The 16,286-nt window shown below is 64.9% G+C and carries 14 protein-coding genes; 4 read left to right on the top strand and 10 right to left on the bottom strand.

Features of this window, described 5'->3' with window-relative positions:
• The 4 genes from SE91_RS30470 to SE91_RS30455 all read right to left on the bottom strand — a co-directional run.
• On the bottom strand, positions 1-588 hold a 588-nt coding region (locus tag SE91_RS30470), incomplete at its 3' end, for an NAD(P)/FAD-dependent oxidoreductase (protein ID WP_197489542.1).
• Between the two features lie 106 nt (positions 589-694).
• Complete coding sequence (locus SE91_RS30465; RefSeq protein WP_245318569.1) at positions 695-1,012, bottom strand: hypothetical protein; 318 nt, start codon at positions 1,010-1,012, stop codon at positions 695-697.
• Between the two features lie 311 nt (positions 1,013-1,323).
• A complete protein-coding gene (locus SE91_RS30460) occupies positions 1,324-2,283 on the bottom strand; it encodes a helix-turn-helix transcriptional regulator (protein ID WP_082813873.1) in 960 nt (319 codons plus the stop codon).
• 199 nt (positions 2,284-2,482) lie between these two features.
• On the bottom strand, positions 2,483-5,146 hold the full coding sequence (locus SE91_RS30455; protein ID WP_061850288.1) for a bifunctional diguanylate cyclase/phosphodiesterase: 2,664 nt from the start codon (positions 5,144-5,146) through the stop codon (positions 2,483-2,485).
• Positions 5,147-5,417: 271 nt separating this feature from the next.
• Between SE91_RS30455 and SE91_RS30450 the strand changes: the two genes are divergently transcribed.
• The gene (locus SE91_RS30450) at positions 5,418-6,485 is read left to right on the top strand and encodes a LysM peptidoglycan-binding domain-containing protein (protein ID WP_061850287.1); all 1,068 of its coding nucleotides are present in this window, start codon (positions 5,418-5,420) and stop codon (positions 6,483-6,485) included.
• Between the two features lie 150 nt (positions 6,486-6,635).
• The gene (locus SE91_RS30445) at positions 6,636-7,922 is read left to right on the top strand and encodes a Spy/CpxP family protein refolding chaperone (RefSeq protein ID WP_245318627.1); all 1,287 of its coding nucleotides are present in this window, start codon (positions 6,636-6,638) and stop codon (positions 7,920-7,922) included.
• A gap of 24 nt (positions 7,923-7,946) precedes the next feature.
• Here the strand turns inward: SE91_RS30445 and fahA are convergent, their stop codons facing one another.
• The 5 genes from fahA to SE91_RS30420 all read right to left on the bottom strand — a co-directional run bounded on the left by fahA (position 7,947) and on the right by SE91_RS30420 (position 13,574).
• Positions 7,947-9,221: a fumarylacetoacetase gene (gene fahA, locus SE91_RS30440; protein WP_061850286.1), complete on the bottom strand. Its 1,275-nt coding sequence runs from the start codon at positions 9,219-9,221 to the stop codon at positions 7,947-7,949.
• A 178-nt stretch (positions 9,222-9,399) separates the two neighbouring features.
• A complete protein-coding gene (hmgA, locus tag SE91_RS30435; protein ID WP_061850285.1) occupies positions 9,400-10,746 on the bottom strand; it encodes a homogentisate 1,2-dioxygenase in 1,347 nt (448 codons plus the stop codon).
• A gap of 2 nt (positions 10,747-10,748) precedes the next feature.
• Complete coding sequence (locus SE91_RS30430) at positions 10,749-11,705, bottom strand: MBL fold metallo-hydrolase (protein ID WP_061850284.1); 957 nt, start codon at positions 11,703-11,705, stop codon at positions 10,749-10,751.
• A 22-nt stretch (positions 11,706-11,727) separates the two neighbouring features.
• Positions 11,728-11,952 (bottom strand): DUF2783 domain-containing protein, encoded by a 225-nt coding sequence (locus tag SE91_RS30425; protein WP_008541752.1) that lies wholly within the window; start codon positions 11,950-11,952, stop codon positions 11,728-11,730.
• An 8-nt stretch (positions 11,953-11,960) separates the two neighbouring features.
• A complete protein-coding gene (locus tag SE91_RS30420) occupies positions 11,961-13,574 on the bottom strand; it encodes an FAD-dependent oxidoreductase (protein ID WP_061850283.1) in 1,614 nt (537 codons plus the stop codon).
• A gap of 109 nt (positions 13,575-13,683) precedes the next feature.
• On the opposite strand from SE91_RS30420, the gene SE91_RS30415 reads away from it, so the two are divergent.
• A complete protein-coding gene (locus SE91_RS30415) occupies positions 13,684-14,223 on the top strand; it encodes a MarR family winged helix-turn-helix transcriptional regulator (protein WP_008541754.1) in 540 nt (179 codons plus the stop codon).
• A 130-nt stretch (positions 14,224-14,353) separates the two neighbouring features.
• Here the strand turns inward: SE91_RS30415 and SE91_RS30410 are convergent, their stop codons facing one another.
• The gene (locus SE91_RS30410) at positions 14,354-15,160 is read right to left on the bottom strand and encodes an N-acyl homoserine lactonase family protein (RefSeq protein WP_061850282.1); all 807 of its coding nucleotides are present in this window, start codon (positions 15,158-15,160) and stop codon (positions 14,354-14,356) included.
• A gap of 392 nt (positions 15,161-15,552) precedes the next feature.
• On the opposite strand from SE91_RS30410, the gene SE91_RS30400 reads away from it, so the two are divergent.
• On the top strand, positions 15,553-16,286 hold a 734-nt coding region (locus tag SE91_RS30400; RefSeq protein ID WP_197489541.1), incomplete at its 3' end, for a caspase family protein.

The following is a 16,286-nucleotide window of genomic DNA, read 5'->3' as shown; positions in this document are numbered from 1 at the left end:
TTCCTTGTTGCGGTCGACGATGATGACGCGGGTCCTGGTGTTCGCGCCGAGGATGTCGCGAAGCCGCGCGGGCATTTCCGTGGCCGCCTCGATGCCGGTGAAGCCGCCGCCGGCGACGACGACTGTGTCGCGCCCGTTGGTGGCCGGCCGCTTGGCGAGGCCATGCAGGTGCTTGTCGAGCTTGATCGCGTCATCGAGTGAATCGACGCTGAAGCCGTGCTCGGCAAGCCCCGGGATGTTCGGACGAAACAGCCGGCTGCCGGTGGTCACGACGAGGCGGTCGTAGGAGAGCGTCTTTTTCGTGCCCTTCGCCGTCGCGATCTTCACCATGCAGGACTTGGTGTCGACCGTCTCGGCGCTGCCTTGCACATAGGTGACGTCGATCGCCGCGAGCACGTCGAGCAGCGGCGCCGTCAGGGTTTCGGGCTTCGGCTCATAGAGCCGCGGGCGAACGACGAGCGTCGGCTCGGGGGCAACCAGCGCGATCTCGAGCTGGTCTGGCGTCACGCCCTGAATCTCGCGCAGGCGCGCTGCGGACAGCGCCGCGTACATGCCGGCGAAGCCGGCGCCGATGATGACTATTCGCATGAGTTTACTCCTTGATCTCTGCGTTTCGAAAATCCATACGGGAGCCGTCGCAGCCCCGCTCAGGGCAGCGTCCGGCGACGGCACGAAGTGAGGTCGATCGTCGACCCTAAGGCGCGATGCAGCGCGACAGCGGCGAGCTCGATGGCCAGCCTTGACGGAAGACGACCGATTGAGCCCGCGAGCCCCAGTCCTGATAGGGAAGGCCGGAGCCATTCCGATCCATGATGGAGACCAGCGGGTAGGTCGGGTTCATGGCATGCGCCGGAATCTCCACCTCCTCGCCCGTTGCGGACGTGAAGCGGACGGCGAGCGAGAGTCCGTACAACGTTGCGGTCGCAAGGCTTCGGCGGCGCGACGCGATCACCCGCCGGCCGATGAAGTTCTTCCAGCTCGTCTCTTTCCGGGTCATCTCTTTCCAGCTCATCTTCGGTCTCCCTCGATCGGTCTGGGCATGATGATGGTCTAGTCGATCGGATCTGCCGCTGCGCCAGAGCGATTGCCGTGATTCCAGCGCGATTGCTGTCAACGCCGGCGCCTGCGCCAATCGCTCGTGCTGTCGCCGATTGCTGCCGTGAGTGGTTGGCGCGGAAGTGCCGGCCACCGGGCGATGCGCTCCGGCGTTCGCAGCGGAAGATGAGGGTGGGTGGTGGGATTGACAGTTACGGCGCGGGCACGCGCCATCAACGCGTCCCGCGTCGTCGAGAAGGACTTAGCTTGCGCTTCGAACGATCGTCGCTATCGCGTGTGGCGCCTGCGCCAGTCGCTCGGCGTCTCGCCGGTCAATTTGCGGAATGCCGCGGCGAAGGCCGTTTGCGAGGAATAGCCGAGAGCGGCTGCGATCGAGACGACCGTGTCGTCGCTGTCGCGCAGCATCTTCATGGCCTGCTCGAGCCGGTGCTGGCGCAGCCAGGAATGCGGGGACAGGCCGGTGCTTTCCTTGAAGGCGCGACAGAAGTGGAAGCGCGACAGACCCGCATCCGACGCCAGCGCATCGAGCGAAACGTCGGCATCGCTGTCCGAGCGCAAACGTTCGATCGCGCGGAGCAGGATCTTCGGTGCCAGCCCGCCCATGCTCGGCTGGAACGTCGCCGGCGTGCCCGTATGTGCAGCCAGAATGCGCGTGGCCAGAAGATCCGTCAGCTGATGCCGAAACAGATCATCCAGCGCACCATGACCTTCGATCGCGTCCGCCGCGCTCAGCAGCAGTCGCGACGTGATGGGGTCGGGGTACGCCGTTCGTTCGAGCAGGTCGGCCGGCGCGGTTCCGGCTTCGTCGGCAACGCGCTTGAGCGTCGCATCGGGAAGATAGAGCTGAACCACGTCGACGGGTTTCGGAATGTCCCATCTGGAGCTCGATCCTTCCGGAATGATGATCAGCACGCCGGGACGAAACGTGCCGATCGCAACCGATCGTCCCGAACGCCGCTCCATGCGCTGTATCACGCCGTTATAGGCCATGATCACGTGGTGGCTCATGGGCTCGACCACGTCGTGCAGCGGATCGTGCTTCCAGTGCGCGATGCCGGCGCCAGTGGCGTCCAGCGCCATGCGCAACGGCTCGGTCCTGAGCACGCGCGCCATCTCCGCGCCGGCGACGCGCCGGTCGGAGTGCGAGCTGTCCTCCGGCTGTGCATGAGGTGGGGGTGGCAGGCCCTGCTGCGAGGGATCGCGCATGGGAGCGGTGTTCCCGGTCATTGCGGTTCTCCTGATCGTGTCGAGCTTTGGATCAGTCGCCCGTGTTTCTACGGATCGGGTGCGTTCTATGGGTTGCAGGACGTGGCGTATTGCCTGAAGCAGCCATGCTTTGCCTGATCCTGCGCCAAGCCGGCGCGCGTTTTCGCAAACGCACGGCGGGTGGAGGCGGGACATTTCGTGACAAGGGGCGGTCAGCCCCCTAAGCAGCCGCCGCTTGGGCCGACAAGAGCTGCTTCAGTTTCGCCGCGGGCACGGCCGGGCTGAACAGCCAGCCCTGCATCTGGCTGCATCCGAGCTGACGCAGCACCGCGCGCTGGGCTTCGGTCTCGACGCCTTCGGCTGTCGTCGCCATGTGGCGAGCGGCGGCCATGTGCACCACGGCCTGCACGATCGGAGAGGAATCTTCGGACCGACCGATGTCGTTGATGAAGCTGCGGTCGATCTTGATCTTGTCGAACGGGAAGCGGTGCAGATAGCTCAGCGAGGAATAGCCGGTGCCGAAATCGTCGAGCGCGATGCGCACGCCGAGCTCGCGCAGCTGCTGGAGGATCGTCAGCGCCTCCTCGTCGTCGCGGATCAGCACGGTCTCGGTGATCTCGAGCTCGAGCCGTCCTGGCGCAAGGCCGGACTCCGCGAGCGCGGCCGCGACCTTGAGCGCCAGCGTCCGCGAGCGGAACTGCACCGGCGACACATTTACCGCGATGTGGATCTGGCCGGGCCAGCTCGCAGCTTCCAGGCAGGCCTGCTTCAACACCCATTCGCCAATCTCGCCGATCAGGCCGATGTCTTCGGCGACAGGGATGAAATCCGCGGGCGAGACCATGCCGCGCTCGGGGTGGCGCCAGCGCAGCAGTGCCTCGCAGCCGGTCACCACATCGGCCGCGAGGTCGACCAGCGGCTGGTAGTGTACCTCGAACTCGCCGCGCGCAAGCGCCTGGCGCAAATCGAGCTCGAGCTGCCGCCGCTGCCGCGCCTTGGCGTCGTATTCCGGGGAGAAGATACGGAAGGTTCGGCGTCCTTCGGACTTTGCCGCGTACATCGCCAGATCAGCGCGCTTGAGCAGATCGTCGATATTGTCGCCATGGTCGGGCGCGATCGCGATGCCGATGCTGGCATCGGTCGGGATTTCCTGGCCCTTGTAATGCACGGGCGTGCGCAGCGCCGCAAGAACGGTTTCCGCCAGTGCCGTCAGCTCGGCCGGATCGTTGGTGCCAGCCTTGATGACGGCGAATTCGTCGCCGCCTAGCCGCGCGACCATATCGTTGCCGCTGACGCAGGCGCGGAGGCGATTCGCGACTTGGCGCAACAGCTCGTCGCCGACCTCGTGTCCGAGCGAATCGTTGACGCCCTTGAACTCGTCGACGTCGATATAGAGGATCGCGAACGGCTTGCCTTGGCCGAGCTCGGCGACGCGCCGCTCCAGATGGCCGCGCATCAGCACGCGGTTGGGCAGGTCGGTCAGCGCGTCGTAATGCGCCAGATGGGCGATGCGCTCATCGGCGCGGATGCGCTCGGTGACGTCGTCATGGGTAGCGAGCCAGCCGCCGGCGACGGCGGGCTGGTTCTTGATCTCGATCAGCCGGCCGTCCGCGGTCTCGACGATTGCAGTCTGCGTGTTTCCGGCATTCCGCAGGATGTCTTCGCAATAGGACGAGACGTCACCGTGGAACGAGCCGGTGTCGTGGCGATGCTGGATCACGTCGCGGAAATGGGCGCCGGGCTTCACCACCTCGCCCGACAAGGCGTACATCTCGATGTAGCGGCGGTTGCAGACGATCAGCCGCTCGTCCTGATCGAACATCAGGAGGCCCTGCGTCATGGTGTTCATCGCAGTATCGAGCCGCTGCTTCTCCAGCGACAGCCGGTGCGTCACCTGACGGAAGATCAGATAAAGCGTGAGCACCAGCAGGCCGATCGACAGCACGGCAACGGTGACGAAGAACTTGGTCTGCGTGCGCCATGTGGCCAGCGTCGCATCGAGTGATTTGGTCGCGACCACCACCAGCGGCTCGCCGGTGAGGAGGCGCGAGGCGACGATGCGATCCTTGCCGTCGATCGGGCTCGCGAGCTGCGTGGTGACGAAGGTGCGCTCGAACACCGCCCTCTGCTCCGGCGAGCCCTTGCGGTAGTTCTGCCCGATCATCGTCTCGACATGCGGAACGCGCGCGAGCAGCTGACCGTTCTGGTGGTGCATCGCGATCGAGGATTCCTCGCCGAGCCCGGTCGAGGCGAAGAAGGATTCGAGCTGCCCCGGTGCGATCGCTCGCGAGACGAGCCCGAGAAATTCGCCATGCGGGCCGGAGACGCGCCGCGCGAACACGATTGCCGGTCCGTTGCCGAACCGGCCCTGGACCACCTCGATCTCTTCCTGAGCTGCCGGATCGTTCTTGAGGCGATTGAAATAGCCGCGGTCGGCCACTGAAACGTCGGCGACCGGCCAGCCCCGTGACGAATTGATCAGGATCCCGTTCGAATCGAACACGTTGGCGCCCGCGACGTCGGACCAGCCACTGGCCTTTGCGCGCAGCACCTCGTGCATGGCGAGCGTGCCCATCTCGCTGCGGAAGATCTCGGCGGATTCGATGCCATGGCTTTCGAGCTCGGCGATGATGCTCTTCTGAAGCACCGCAAAGTCCTCGAACTCGCGGTCGAAATGCCGGGCCAGCAGGCGGACGGAATTTTCCAGGCTGTCGCGGCCGCTCTCGATCGCATTCTGCCGGAAGCGGTCGACGGTGAGCGCGGTGGCGATGGCGGTCGCGGCCATCAGCACGAAGCCGCCGACGATCAGCCATGTCAGCGGCGCCCCGCGCCAGCGGCGTAGCAACGCGCGCATCCGCGCGGTCCATCGTATCGATGTGCCCATCCAGCCCTCCCGTCGGACGCAAGATGCAGCAAAACCGACAAGACGCCGTTACCAGCGAAGGTTAGGAGAATATGAATCGGAGCGAAATCAGAGGGTTGTTCCCTGGCGTCACCGGCGGATCTGCCGGTCCGCCGAGGCCATTCACGGCGACGTTCTTGGGGGCTTGTCAGGCCGCATCAGTCCAACGATCGTCTTGCTGCCGCAGCCAAATCGGCGCAATTTGCGCATCCGGCTGATTTGCGACCCAAGGTTCTGATTAAGGTTCTTTCCGATGATGACCGCGTCCAAGGCCTTCATTGCACTCTGTCTGCTCGCGGTGATCGGCACCGTGCTGGTGATCGGCCCCACCGAGCTGCGCCGCCTGCTGCCGTCGGGGGCGAAGACCGAGGTCGCCATCGCGGCCAAGCCGGAGGCCAAGACCGAAGCCAAGACCGAAGCCAAGGTCGAGCCCCAAGCGGAAGCCAAGGCCGAAACCAGGTCGCAACCCAAACCGGAACAGCAGAAGCTTGTTTCCAACGCGCCGACGTCACCAGCCGCGTCGCCGGCACCGGCGCCCGAGCCGAAGGCCGACGCGCTGGCCGAGACGCAGAAGCAGGTCGCGGCGCTGGCAGATCTCGCGCCGGTCAAGCCAGCGCCGGCTGTGGCCGATGCCGGTCCCCGTTTCGACGTCGCGCGCATCGACGATCATGGCGAGGCGGCGGTGATCGCCGGGCGGGCGGCGCCGGGTTCGAAGGTCGAGTTGCTGCGCGACGGCAAGCCGCTCGACTCGGTCGTGGCCGATGCGTCCGGTCAGTTCGTGATGACTCCGCCGCAGCTTCCGGCCGGCTCCTACGAGCTGACCCTGCGGGCGAAATCGACGGACGGAACCGTCACGCAATCCAGCCGCTCCATGCCTGTGACCATCGCCGAGGTCGCATCGCCGCCGGCACGCCCGGCGCCGGCCGCGCGTCAGGAAGCGAAACAGGCCGAGACGCCCGGCGACAAGTCGGATGTCGTAGCGTCCTTGCCCTCGGCATCGCCGCGCCTGGCTTCGGTACCCGACAGCCCTGCGGCTCGGTCCAAATTGACCGGCGCGCCGAAGCCGAGGGCCATGGCGCGGACACCGGCCCACACCACCGTCGCATCGGCGTCGCCTGCGGATGCGATCAGCGTGGGACCGGCAGAGGCGGGCGGCAACCGTGTGATCTCGCGCGGCGACAGTTTGTGGGCGCTCAGCCGGCTCGCCTATGGCGACGGCGCCCGCTACGCCGTGATCTTCAATGCCAATCGCGCCAAGATCCAGAACCCCAACCTGATCTATCCCGGCCAGACCTTCGTCGTGCCGCAAAAGGCGCAGTGAGGGCCGCAGCGAGGCAACATCGCCCGCGACGCTTTGCCCTGTGTCGCCATGGAACATTCGGTTCCTCCGCGCGTCATCATGATGCGGCGCAGTGCGCGCTTGGCGCTGGAGGAGGCCGAGGTGCTCAGGTCAGCTTTCGTGTCGGGACGCATGGGACTGGCGCTGACCGGCGCTGCTCTCCTGTTTGTGGCAGTGCTGCTGCCGAATAAAGCCGAAGCTCAGTTCGGAATTCGCGGCGGCCCCGTCGGGGTCGCGCGTTTTGCCGTTGGTCACGTGCTCGGCATGGCGCGCTTGCGTCATTCCCGCATGGCGGTGCGCGGAAGCCGCTACCGCTCCGCCGCGCTGAGGTCGCAGGATCCTCGCGGTGCCGAGCGCGGCCAGCCGGCCAATCCTTATGTCATGCGTGCCGCGCTCACGGCGCAGGCTGCGCTGTCGGGCTGGCAGGGCGGAAGGCGTCCGCAGGGCTGGTGGCGCCATCCCGACGGCAGCTATGGCTGGGTCGGCCCGGTGTTCTGGCCGTTCGCGCATGACGATCTCACAACCGCAGTCATCTTGGGCGATACCACCAGCTTCTCGCTGTATGGCTATGGCGACATCTATGCCGCGATCTTCGCGCCTTACGCCGCCACCGAGCTTGCCGCTTACACCGCCCCGCAAGGCCGGCGCGCGCGGAAAATCCCGTCTGCCGAGGCTCTCTGCGACGCCAGCGACACTGGCGGCTTGCCCTTCGAACGCATCGCCGGCACCGTGCAGCCGAACGAATTGCAGCGCACCGCGCTCGACGAGCTCGCATCGGCTTGGAACGCTGCGCGCGATACCATCCGCGCAGCCTGTCCGGAGCAGGCTCCAGCTACCGCTTCCGAACGTCTCGGTCTGATGCGCGAGCGCCTCGAGGCCATGATCAAGGCAACGGACGCGGTCGCGGCGCCGCTTGCGAAATTCGTCGGTCTCCTCACCGACGACCAGAAAGCCAGGCTCGATGCGCTCGCCAACGAGCGCCGCGCCGCGCTTGCCGCGGTCCAGCGCAAGGATGCGCAGAAGGACATGCAGGCGGCCGCCGCTGCCTGCGCCCCGGACTATGATCCCCGCTACGACGAAAAGGCGCAGCGTCAATACGAGCAGCTCGTGCAGCAGCAATGGCCCGCCGACATCGCCTCCACGCTCAAGCTCGACGAGGTCGCCCGCGCCCGTCTCGACGTGCTCCAGGACACCACGCTGCGGAGCTTGGAGACGCTGAGTGCCTGTCCCGCGAAGACGGCGGAGACACCGCAGGCCCGCCTTGCTTCCGTGAAGACGCGGCTGGAGATGATGCTGCAGGCAGTCGGCGGCGTCAGCGATGCGCTCGACGATTTCCAGGCCGATCTGAGCGACGAGCAAAAGGTCGGCTTCGAGGCGATAGGGCCGAAGCGCGGCGCGTCAGCGGCCGCGCGATCGTGAAGATCGGTCTGAGTGCATCAAGCTCTACTCCGCCGCCAAGATCGTTCCCTCGACCTCACCGAACCCCACGCGATAGCCATTGCCCTGGCACCAGCCGCGCATGACGAGGCTGTCGCCGTCCTCGAGGAACGAGCGCTTGGCGCCACCGGGCAGCTCGACCGGCTCGGTGCCGTTCCAGCTGATCTCCAGAAGACTGCCGCGCTGCTCCTTCTCGGGCCCGGAGATGGTGCCGCTGCCGAGGAGATCGCCGATATTCATGGCACAGCCTGAGGAGGCGTGGTGCATCAGCTGCTGCACCGAGGACCAGTACATGTATTTGAAATTGGTGCGGCTGATGCTGGCCGGCGCATTTGCGCCCGCGGCGCGCAAGGACACGTCGAGTGCGATGTCGTAGTTCTGCGGCTTCGTCTGCCTGAGATAATCGAGCGGCGCCGGCTCCTGCCCCGGCCCTTTGAGGCGAAACGGCTCCAGCGCCTCGCGCGTCACCACCCACGGGCTGATCGAGGTCGCGAACGCTTTCGCAAGGAACGGGCCGAGCGGCACATATTCCCATTGCTGGATGTCGCGCGCGCTCCAATCGTTGAGCAGCACGAAGCCGAAGATCATCTCCTCGGCCTGTTGCTCGCTCAGCATGCCGCCCATCGGGGAGGGCTGGCCGACCACGACACCCATCTCCAGTTCGAAGTCGAGCCGCTTGCACGGTGCAAAGCTCGGGAGATCGACGTTCGGCGGCTTCAGCTGGCCGCGCGGCCGCTTCACCGTCGTGCCGGAGACCACGACGGTGGAGGCGCGGCCGTTATAGGCGATCGGCATATGCAGCCAGTTCGGCTGCAGCGCGTTGTCCTTGCCACGGAACATCACGCCGACATTGGTGGCGTGCTCCTTGGAGGAATAGAAGTCGGTATAGCCGGAGACAGTGAACGGCAGATGCAGCCTCGCATCCCGCATCGGGACCAAGGCCTGCTTGCGCAGCTCCTCGTTGTCGCGCAGCTCCGGATGATCGTGACGCAAGAGCTCGCTGATCCGCGCCCGCGTCTTCGTCCACACTTTCGGCCCGAGCGCCATGAACGGATTGAGCGAGGACGCGGAGAAGACGCCGAGCGGACCGACGTCGAGCCGGGAATCCTGCTCGAGCGCCCAGAGATCGAGCACGTAATTTCCAATCGCGACACCGACGCGCGGCGTCGGATTGGCCGCCGTCGAGAACACGCCATAGGGCAGGTTCTGGATCGGGAAGCCCGAGGCGGGATTGACCTCGATGAAGGAGCGGAGGCTAGGGTCGTTGGGGTGCGTTGTCACTTTGGCTCGGTCCTATCTTCCTTCTCCCCTTGTGGGAGAAGGTGGCGCGAAGCGCCGGATGAGGGGTTTCTCTCCGCGAATGCAAAAGTAAGAGAGTCACACGCGGAGAGAGACCCCTCATCCGTCTCGCCGCTTCACGGCGAGCCACCCTCTCCCACAAGGGGAGAGGGGAAGAAAGCTACGGCCTGTTCGGGTCGAACCGCTTCTCCAGGCCCTTCCAGCAATCCGCGTAATCGTCCTGAAGCGTCGACGACTTCGCGGCATGCGCGGTGACGCGTTGCGGGTAGCGCGTCTCGAACATGAAGGCCATGGTGCCCGTCAGCTTCACCGGCTTCAATTCGCCGTTGCTAGCATGCTCGAAGGCGTCGCGATCGGGACCGTGCGGCAGCATGCAATTGTGCAAGGAGATGCCGCCGGGGACGAAGCCGTGTGGCTTGGCGTCGTAGACGCCGTAGATTAGCCCCATGAACTCGCTCATGATGTTCATGTGATACCAGGGCGGACGGAAGGTGTTGTCTGCGACCATCCAGCGCTCGGGGAAGATGACGAAGTCGATATTCGCGGTGCCCGCGGTCTCGGACGGCGAGGTCAGCACCGTGAAGATCGAGGGATCGGGATGGTCAAAGCCGATCGCGCCCACGGGAGAGAATGTGCGCAGATCGTATTTATACGGCGCGTAATTGCCGTGCCAGGCGACGACGTCGATCGGTGAATGGGGGAGCTGCGTCTTGAACAGCGAGCCGCCCCATTTCACGAACAGCTCGGTCGGCGTGTCCTTGTCCTCGTAATTCGCGACCGGCGTGAGGAAGTCGCGTGCATTGGCGAGGCAATTGGCGCCGATCGGCCCGCGCTCCGGCAGCGTGAAGGCGCCGCCGTAATTCTCGCAGAGATAGCCGCGCGCCGGTCCGTTCGGAATCTCGGCGCGGAATTTGACGCCGCGCGGGATCACCACGATCTCGCCGGGCTCGGCGTCGATGCGGCCGAACTCGGTGACGAGACGCAAGCTTCCCTGCTGAAGCACGAACATCAGCTCGCCGTCGGCATTGTAGAAATGCTGGTCCACCATCGACTTGGTGATGAGGTAGACATGGGCGGCCATGCCGGCCTGCGCGTTGACGTCGCCAGCCGTCGTCATGGTCTGCACGCCCTGGAGGAAGGTCACGTCGTCCTTCGGCAGCGGCGTCGGATCCCAGCGCAGCTGCGCGATCGGCAGGTCATATTCATGACACGGCGCCGAGCGCCAGAGGCCGGCATCGACCTTCTCGAAGCGCCCGGAATGCTTCACCGAGGGGCGGATGCGGTAGAGCCAGGAGCGCTCATTGCTGCCGCGCGGCGCGGTGAAGGGTGAGCCGGAGAGCTGCTCGGCATAGAGGCCGTAGGCGCAGCGCTGCGGCGAATTGCGCCCGATCGGCAGCGCGCCCGGCAGCGCCTCGGTCTCAAAACTGTTGCCGAAGCCGGACATGTAGCCGGGCGTCACCTGTGCGGAGCTGCGAACGATCTGGTCAGGCGAGGTATTGATGTTCATGACTATCCTCCTCCTTGCAAGGCGGCCCACATTTCCTGATCGCGCTTGTCGGTCCAGATCACGGGATCGTCGATCCCGGACGCTTCGTCGTAGGCGCGCGAGACGTTGAACGGCAGGCAGTGCTCGTAGATGGCGAAGCTGTGGAATTTCGGGTCCATGACCTCGCGGGTCGCGGCCATCGATTCCTTCAGCGTACGCCCCTTGGCGACCGATATTTCGGCCGCACCATAGAGCGAGGTGACGAAGTCGCGCGTCATCGCGATGGCCTCGCGCACCGTGGCGGTGCCCTTGAGCGCATCACCGCGGCCCGGTGCGATGGCCTTGGGATTGAAGTTGCGGATCTCGTTCAGCGTCGTCGGCCATTCGCGCAGGTGAGCATCACCGCAATAGCAGGCCGAGTGATACTCGATGAGGTCGCCGGAGAACATCACCTCCGCGTCCGGGACCCAGGCAACGATGTCGCCGGAGGTGTGGCCGGCGCCGAGCTGCATCAGGCGCACCTCGCGTTTTCCCAGATAGATCGACATCTCGCCTTCGAAAGTCAGCGTCGGCCAGGTCAGGCCGGGAATGCTCTGCGCGTCCTGGAACAGGCGCGGGAAGCGGCCGTATTCGGAATCCCAATCCTGCTTGCCGCGCTCCTCGATCAGCCGGTACGTCTCTTGCGAAGCGACGATGCCCTGCGCCTTGTAGGCGGAGGCGCCGAGCACGCGCACCGCGTGATAATGCGACAGCACGACATATTTGATCGGCTTGTCGGTGACGGTGCGCACACGCTCGATCACCTTGTTCGCCATCGCGGGCGTCGCCTGCGCGTCGAACACGAGGCAGCCGTCGTCGCCGACGATGACCGCCGTGTTCGGATCGCCTTCCGCGGTGAAGGCGTAGAGATCGGTGCCGATCTCGGAGAAGGTGATCTTCTTCTCGGAGAGATCACCGGTGGATGCGAAGTTCTTCGCCATCAGTTCATCCTTAAATCAGGGGTTATTGTTGTTGCTGTTGTTGCTGCTGGCCATCGACCATTCGCCTCTTGGCGAGGGTGATCGCCTCGCGCAGCACGTCGATGTCGCCGATATGGTTGGCGAGAATCAGCACCAGCGCCGCGTCGAAATCGGCGCTTTGCTCCTCGGTGAGGCCGCGATGCGCTTCGACGATGGCGCGGAACGCATCGTCCGGCCGCGCAAAGTTGGAGCTGGTGGAGAGCGGCATGTGAAACCTCAATACAAGCCTTCGGCGCGCGCCAGGGCTGCCGCGATCGTCGCCCGCGTTGGACGGTGGAAGCGCGCCGCGACATAACCGTCGGGCCTGAGCAGATAGGCGGCGCCGGGTTCGGCGCCGTAGCGCTTTGCAACCAGGCCTGAGGGATCGGCAAGCCCACCCTCACCACCGATGTGGATTCGCTTGACGCCATCGGGCGCATCGATCGGCGCGCCGTTGCTGAACGACAGCAAGGTAAAGTCCGTTCCGCTCTTGCGGAAGGCATCCGTCAGATAGATTTGCTCGCCGGCCGGCGTTGCAGCGGGCGCGTCGAGCATGGAACAGCCGGGCGATGGTCCACCGCGCCAGGCATCCGCATCGAGTGAAGACAAAGGCGAGTCATAGCTGCATGGCACCGAAAGCCGGCCGCCATTGACCATGCGCTTGCCGAACTCGGTCTCCTTGGCCAGCGACAGCACCGCCTTGCGCAGCCGCGCCTCCTGATGCGAGTTCGGTGCCATGAAATCGGTCGAACGGGTGGACTCGCGGATGTTCTCGTCTGCCGCCAGGCTTCGCTCGACATGATAGCTCTCGAGCAGGCTCGCGAGCGACGTGCCGCGCAGCACGCGGTCGAGCTTCCAGGAGAGATTTTCGGCGTCCTCGAGCCCGGAATTGGCGCCGCGTGCGCCGAAGGGCGAAACCTGGTGCGCGGAATCGCCGGCGAAGACGACGCGGCCATGGATGAAGCGGTCCATCCGCCGGCACTGGAATTTGTACAGCGAGATCCACTCGAACTCGAACTTGTCGTGGCCGAGCATGCGCGCAATTCGCGGCCGCACGTTCTCCGGCTTTTTCTCGACGACGGGGTCGGCATAGCGATTGAGCTGGAGATCGATGCGCCAAACGTCGTCGGGCTGCCGGTGCAGAAGCGCCGAGCGTCCCGCATGGAACGGCGGATCGAACCAGAACCAGCGCTCGGTCGGGAATTCCGCCGTCATCTTGACGTCAGCGATCAGGAACTGGTCCTCGAACACCTGTCCGGCGAACTCGGCACCAACCATCTGCCGCAGCGAGGACCGCGCGCCGTCGCAGGCGATGACATATTGCGCGTGCAAGCGATAGGCCCCCTCGGGCGTCTCGATCGTGAGCGCAACGGCATCGTTGCGCTGCTCCAGCGCCGTCACCTTGTTGCGCCAGCGCAGATCAATCGCAGGCAGATCCTGGATACGGTCGACCAGATAGGCTTCGGCGTAATATTGCTGGAGATTGATGAAGGCCGGCCGCTTGTGGCCGTCCTCCGGCAGCAGATTGAACTGGTAGAGCTGCTGTTCGCCGTGGAAGATGCGGCCGACGCTCCACACCACGCCCTTCTCGACCATGCGGTCGCCGACGCCGAGCCGGTCCCAATATTCCAGCGACCGCTTCGAGAAGCAGATCGCGCGCGAGCCTTCGCCGATGCGGTCGGCATCGTCCAGCAGCACGACACGCTGGCCGCGCTGGGCAAGATCGATCGCCAGCGACAGTCCGACCGGACCGGCGCCGACGACCACGACCGGATGTGCGGCCGGGTTCTGGCCCGGACGATCCTGATCGGGGTGGCGTCGATAGCCGAACTGGGATTTGGCCTGGGCCATAGACGAACCTCGGCTCTGGTCAGAAGCGGACTGATCTGCTAGATAGTCTCACGTGCAACTATTTTGGACCGGAGCCGGCCGGTCGTCAACTGGAATTCGGAGCGCTCTTTTGGCGAGGACGACAGACACTGCGCTGAAGACACGCGGGGCCGACCAGGCATTGCCGAAAGCAAAGCCCCGGCTCGATTTGTTCAGATTCGTGCCGTTCCGCCTCAACCGGCTCGCGGCGGAGGTGAGTTCCGCGCTCGCGGTCGAATATCAGGAGCGCCACGGCCTCGACATTCCGGCATGGCGCGTGATCGCCACGCTCGGCTTCCGCAACGATGCCTGTAGCGCGCAATTCATCTCGCAATGCACCCGCACGCACAAATCGACCATCAGCCGTGCGGTGACCGCGCTGCTCAATGGGGAGTTGATCGAGCGGGTCGAGAACGAAGCCGACCGCCGCGAATTCCGCCTGCAGCTGACGAAGAAGGGCCGCGCGCTCTATGAGGAGCTGTTTCCGCAATTGCTTCGGCGGGAAGACGAGATCCTCGCCTGCCTCTCCGCACAGGAGCGCAAGCAGCTCTCGGCTCTGCTCGGCAAGATCGAGCAGAGCCTCGACCTGATCCAGACCAGCGAAGAGGCCGACGCCAAGCAGGCGTATTGAACGCTGGCCCCTCATGGTGAGGAGGCGCGAAGCGCCGTCTCGAACCATGAAAGTCCCGCTGTCGAGCTCGGCCTGCATCCGTCGAGACGGCCGCAATGCGGCCTCCTCAGGATGAGGGTCTCGCGCTATCCTATTTCACGAACGACCGCGATGGCGGCAGGTGTAGCGCCCAGGCATCGACCTTGTCGCTGGCGCGCGGATAGATCTCCGTCACCATCGGATCATGCCCGGGAATGAATCGGTCGGGGTGACCAGCGAGGCGCTCGATCGTCTCCCAGCCTTGCGCCATGTCGCCGACATTGTAGACGATCGGGAAGGGGCTCTTGCGCTGGAGATTGGCGTAGTAATGCGCAGCATCGGAGGCCAGCACGACCGGCCCGCGTGAAGTCTCCACCCTGACCACCTGCAAGCCGTCGGAATGGCCGCCGACGCGATGCACAGTCACGCCGGGGGCGACCTCGCCGTCGCCGGAATAAAAGGTGACGCGCTCGCCATAGACATGGCGCACCATCAGCGTGACATGCTCGACCGAGAACGGATGGCGGAGCAGGCCGTTGCACATGCAGCGCCCCGTCGCGTAGGCCATCTCGCGCTCCTGAAGATGGAAGCGCGCCTGCGGGAAGCGATCGAGATTGCCGGCATGGTCGTAATGCAGATGCGTCACGATGACGTCGCGGATCGCGGACGCGGCGACGCCAAACCGCTCCAGTGCATCGACCGGATTGAGCGTCAGCTTGCGGGCTCGCGCACTTGCCTCCTCGGCGTTGAACCCGGTATCGACCAGGATGTCGCGGCCGTGCCCTCGGATCAGCCAGACGAAATAATCGAGATCCTGCGCCGCGCTGTCATGCGGATCGGGGACGAGGAAGTTCATGTGGGGGGTGCGGGGCGACATCGTCGCATAGCGCAGCGCGTAGATCTCGTAGGCGTTTCCCATGACTCTGCTCTTTGCTTTTTCTTTTAAATGGACCTTCGGGGATGAGCCGGCGCACCAAGCCATTGTCCGACGCAAAGGTCAAACACCTGAGGTTGCGAAGACCACAAGGTTGCGGAAGACCGCACTCCTGCAATGTGAGACCAATCACATCTCTGACGCCCTGGCCGCCCCAAGATCCGCCGACAGGATCGAGCCGATCCATTGAGTACAACCATGACAGCTTCTTCATTGCCTTCGCAACGTGCCCCTGTCTTGCGGTCGATCGTCGCAATAAAGTCGAATCTCCAAGCGGTTGACGCCCCCACCCCCGGTTTGATAATGAATGGAGCGTAAGTTAAGGTCGCCGCGGCGCAAGCTGGGAACGGCGCCTTTTTGGCTGGACCGCGCTGATTATGAAAATTCGCTTCTTTCATCTGCTGCTCTTGCTCATCTCGCTCGTCCCGACTGCCCCGTCGCTTGCGGCCGGCGAGCGCTTTGCGTTGGTCATCGGCAACGCCAAATATCCGGATGCGGACGCCCCGCTGAAGGAACCGATCAACGATGCGCGCGCCGTCGCCGACGAGCTCAAGCGCGACGGCTTTTCGGTCGAGATCGGCGAAAATCTGACCGGCGACGCCATGCGCCGCGCCTTCGACAAGCTCTACAGCAAGATCAAGCCGGGCTCGGTGGCGCTGGTATTCTTCAGCGGTTTCGGCATCCAGTCGGCCCGTCAAAGCTACATGCTGCCGGTCGATGCGCAGATCTGGACCGAATCCGACGTGCGCCGCGACGGTTTCAGCCTGGAGACGGTGCTCGGCGAGCTCAACACCCGCGGTGCCGGCGTCAAGATCGCGTTGATCGATGCCTCCAGGCGCAACCCGTTCGAGCGCCGGTTCCGCAGCTTCTCGGCCGGCCTGACGCCGGTCATCGCGCCGAACGGCACGCTGGTGATGTATTCGGCGGCGCTGGCCTCGGTGGTCTCGGACGCTGGTGGCGACCGCAGCCTGTTCGTCCAGGAACTACTGAAGGAAATCCGCGTCCCCGACCTGATGGCCGAGGAGACGCTGAACCGTACCAAGATGGGCGTCACCCGTGCCTCGCGCGGCGAGCAGGTGCCGTGGATATCCTCTTCCTTGGCCGAAGATTT

The organism is Bradyrhizobium sp. DOA1, from assembly GCF_001593325.1.
Taxonomy (GTDB): domain Bacteria; phylum Pseudomonadota; class Alphaproteobacteria; order Rhizobiales; family Xanthobacteraceae; genus Bradyrhizobium.
This window is presented reverse-complemented; position numbering and strand designations above follow the sequence as displayed.

What these genes read in the sequence shown, in the direction of transcription:
- SE91_RS30425 (WP_008541752.1), bottom strand. Translation starts at nt 11,952, where the DNA reads ATGCCGCTCTCCACCAGCTCCAACTTTGCGCGGCCGGACGATGCGTTC.
- hmgA (WP_061850285.1), bottom strand. Translation starts at nt 10,746, where the DNA reads ATGAACATCAATACCTCGCCTGACCAGATCGTTCGCAGCTCCGCACAG.
- SE91_RS30460 (WP_082813873.1), bottom strand. Translation starts at nt 2,283, where the DNA reads ATGACCGGGAACACCGCTCCCATGCGCGATCCCTCGCAGCAGGGCCTG.
- SE91_RS30450 (WP_061850287.1), top strand. Translation starts at nt 5,418, where the DNA reads ATGATGACCGCGTCCAAGGCCTTCATTGCACTCTGTCTGCTCGCGGTG.
- SE91_RS30410 (WP_061850282.1), bottom strand. Translation starts at nt 15,160, where the DNA reads ATGGGAAACGCCTACGAGATCTACGCGCTGCGCTATGCGACGATGTCG.
- SE91_RS30420 (WP_061850283.1), bottom strand. Translation starts at nt 13,574, where the DNA reads ATGGCCCAGGCCAAATCCCAGTTCGGCTATCGACGCCACCCCGATCAG.
- SE91_RS30430 (WP_061850284.1), bottom strand. Translation starts at nt 11,705, where the DNA reads ATGGCGAAGAACTTCGCATCCACCGGTGATCTCTCCGAGAAGAAGATC.
- SE91_RS30445 (WP_245318627.1), top strand. Translation starts at nt 6,636, where the DNA reads ATGGGACTGGCGCTGACCGGCGCTGCTCTCCTGTTTGTGGCAGTGCTG.
- SE91_RS30465 (WP_245318569.1), bottom strand. Translation starts at nt 1,012, where the DNA reads ATGAGCTGGAAAGAGATGACCCGGAAAGAGACGAGCTGGAAGAACTTC.
- SE91_RS30455 (WP_061850288.1), bottom strand. Translation starts at nt 5,146, where the DNA reads ATGGGCACATCGATACGATGGACCGCGCGGATGCGCGCGTTGCTACGC.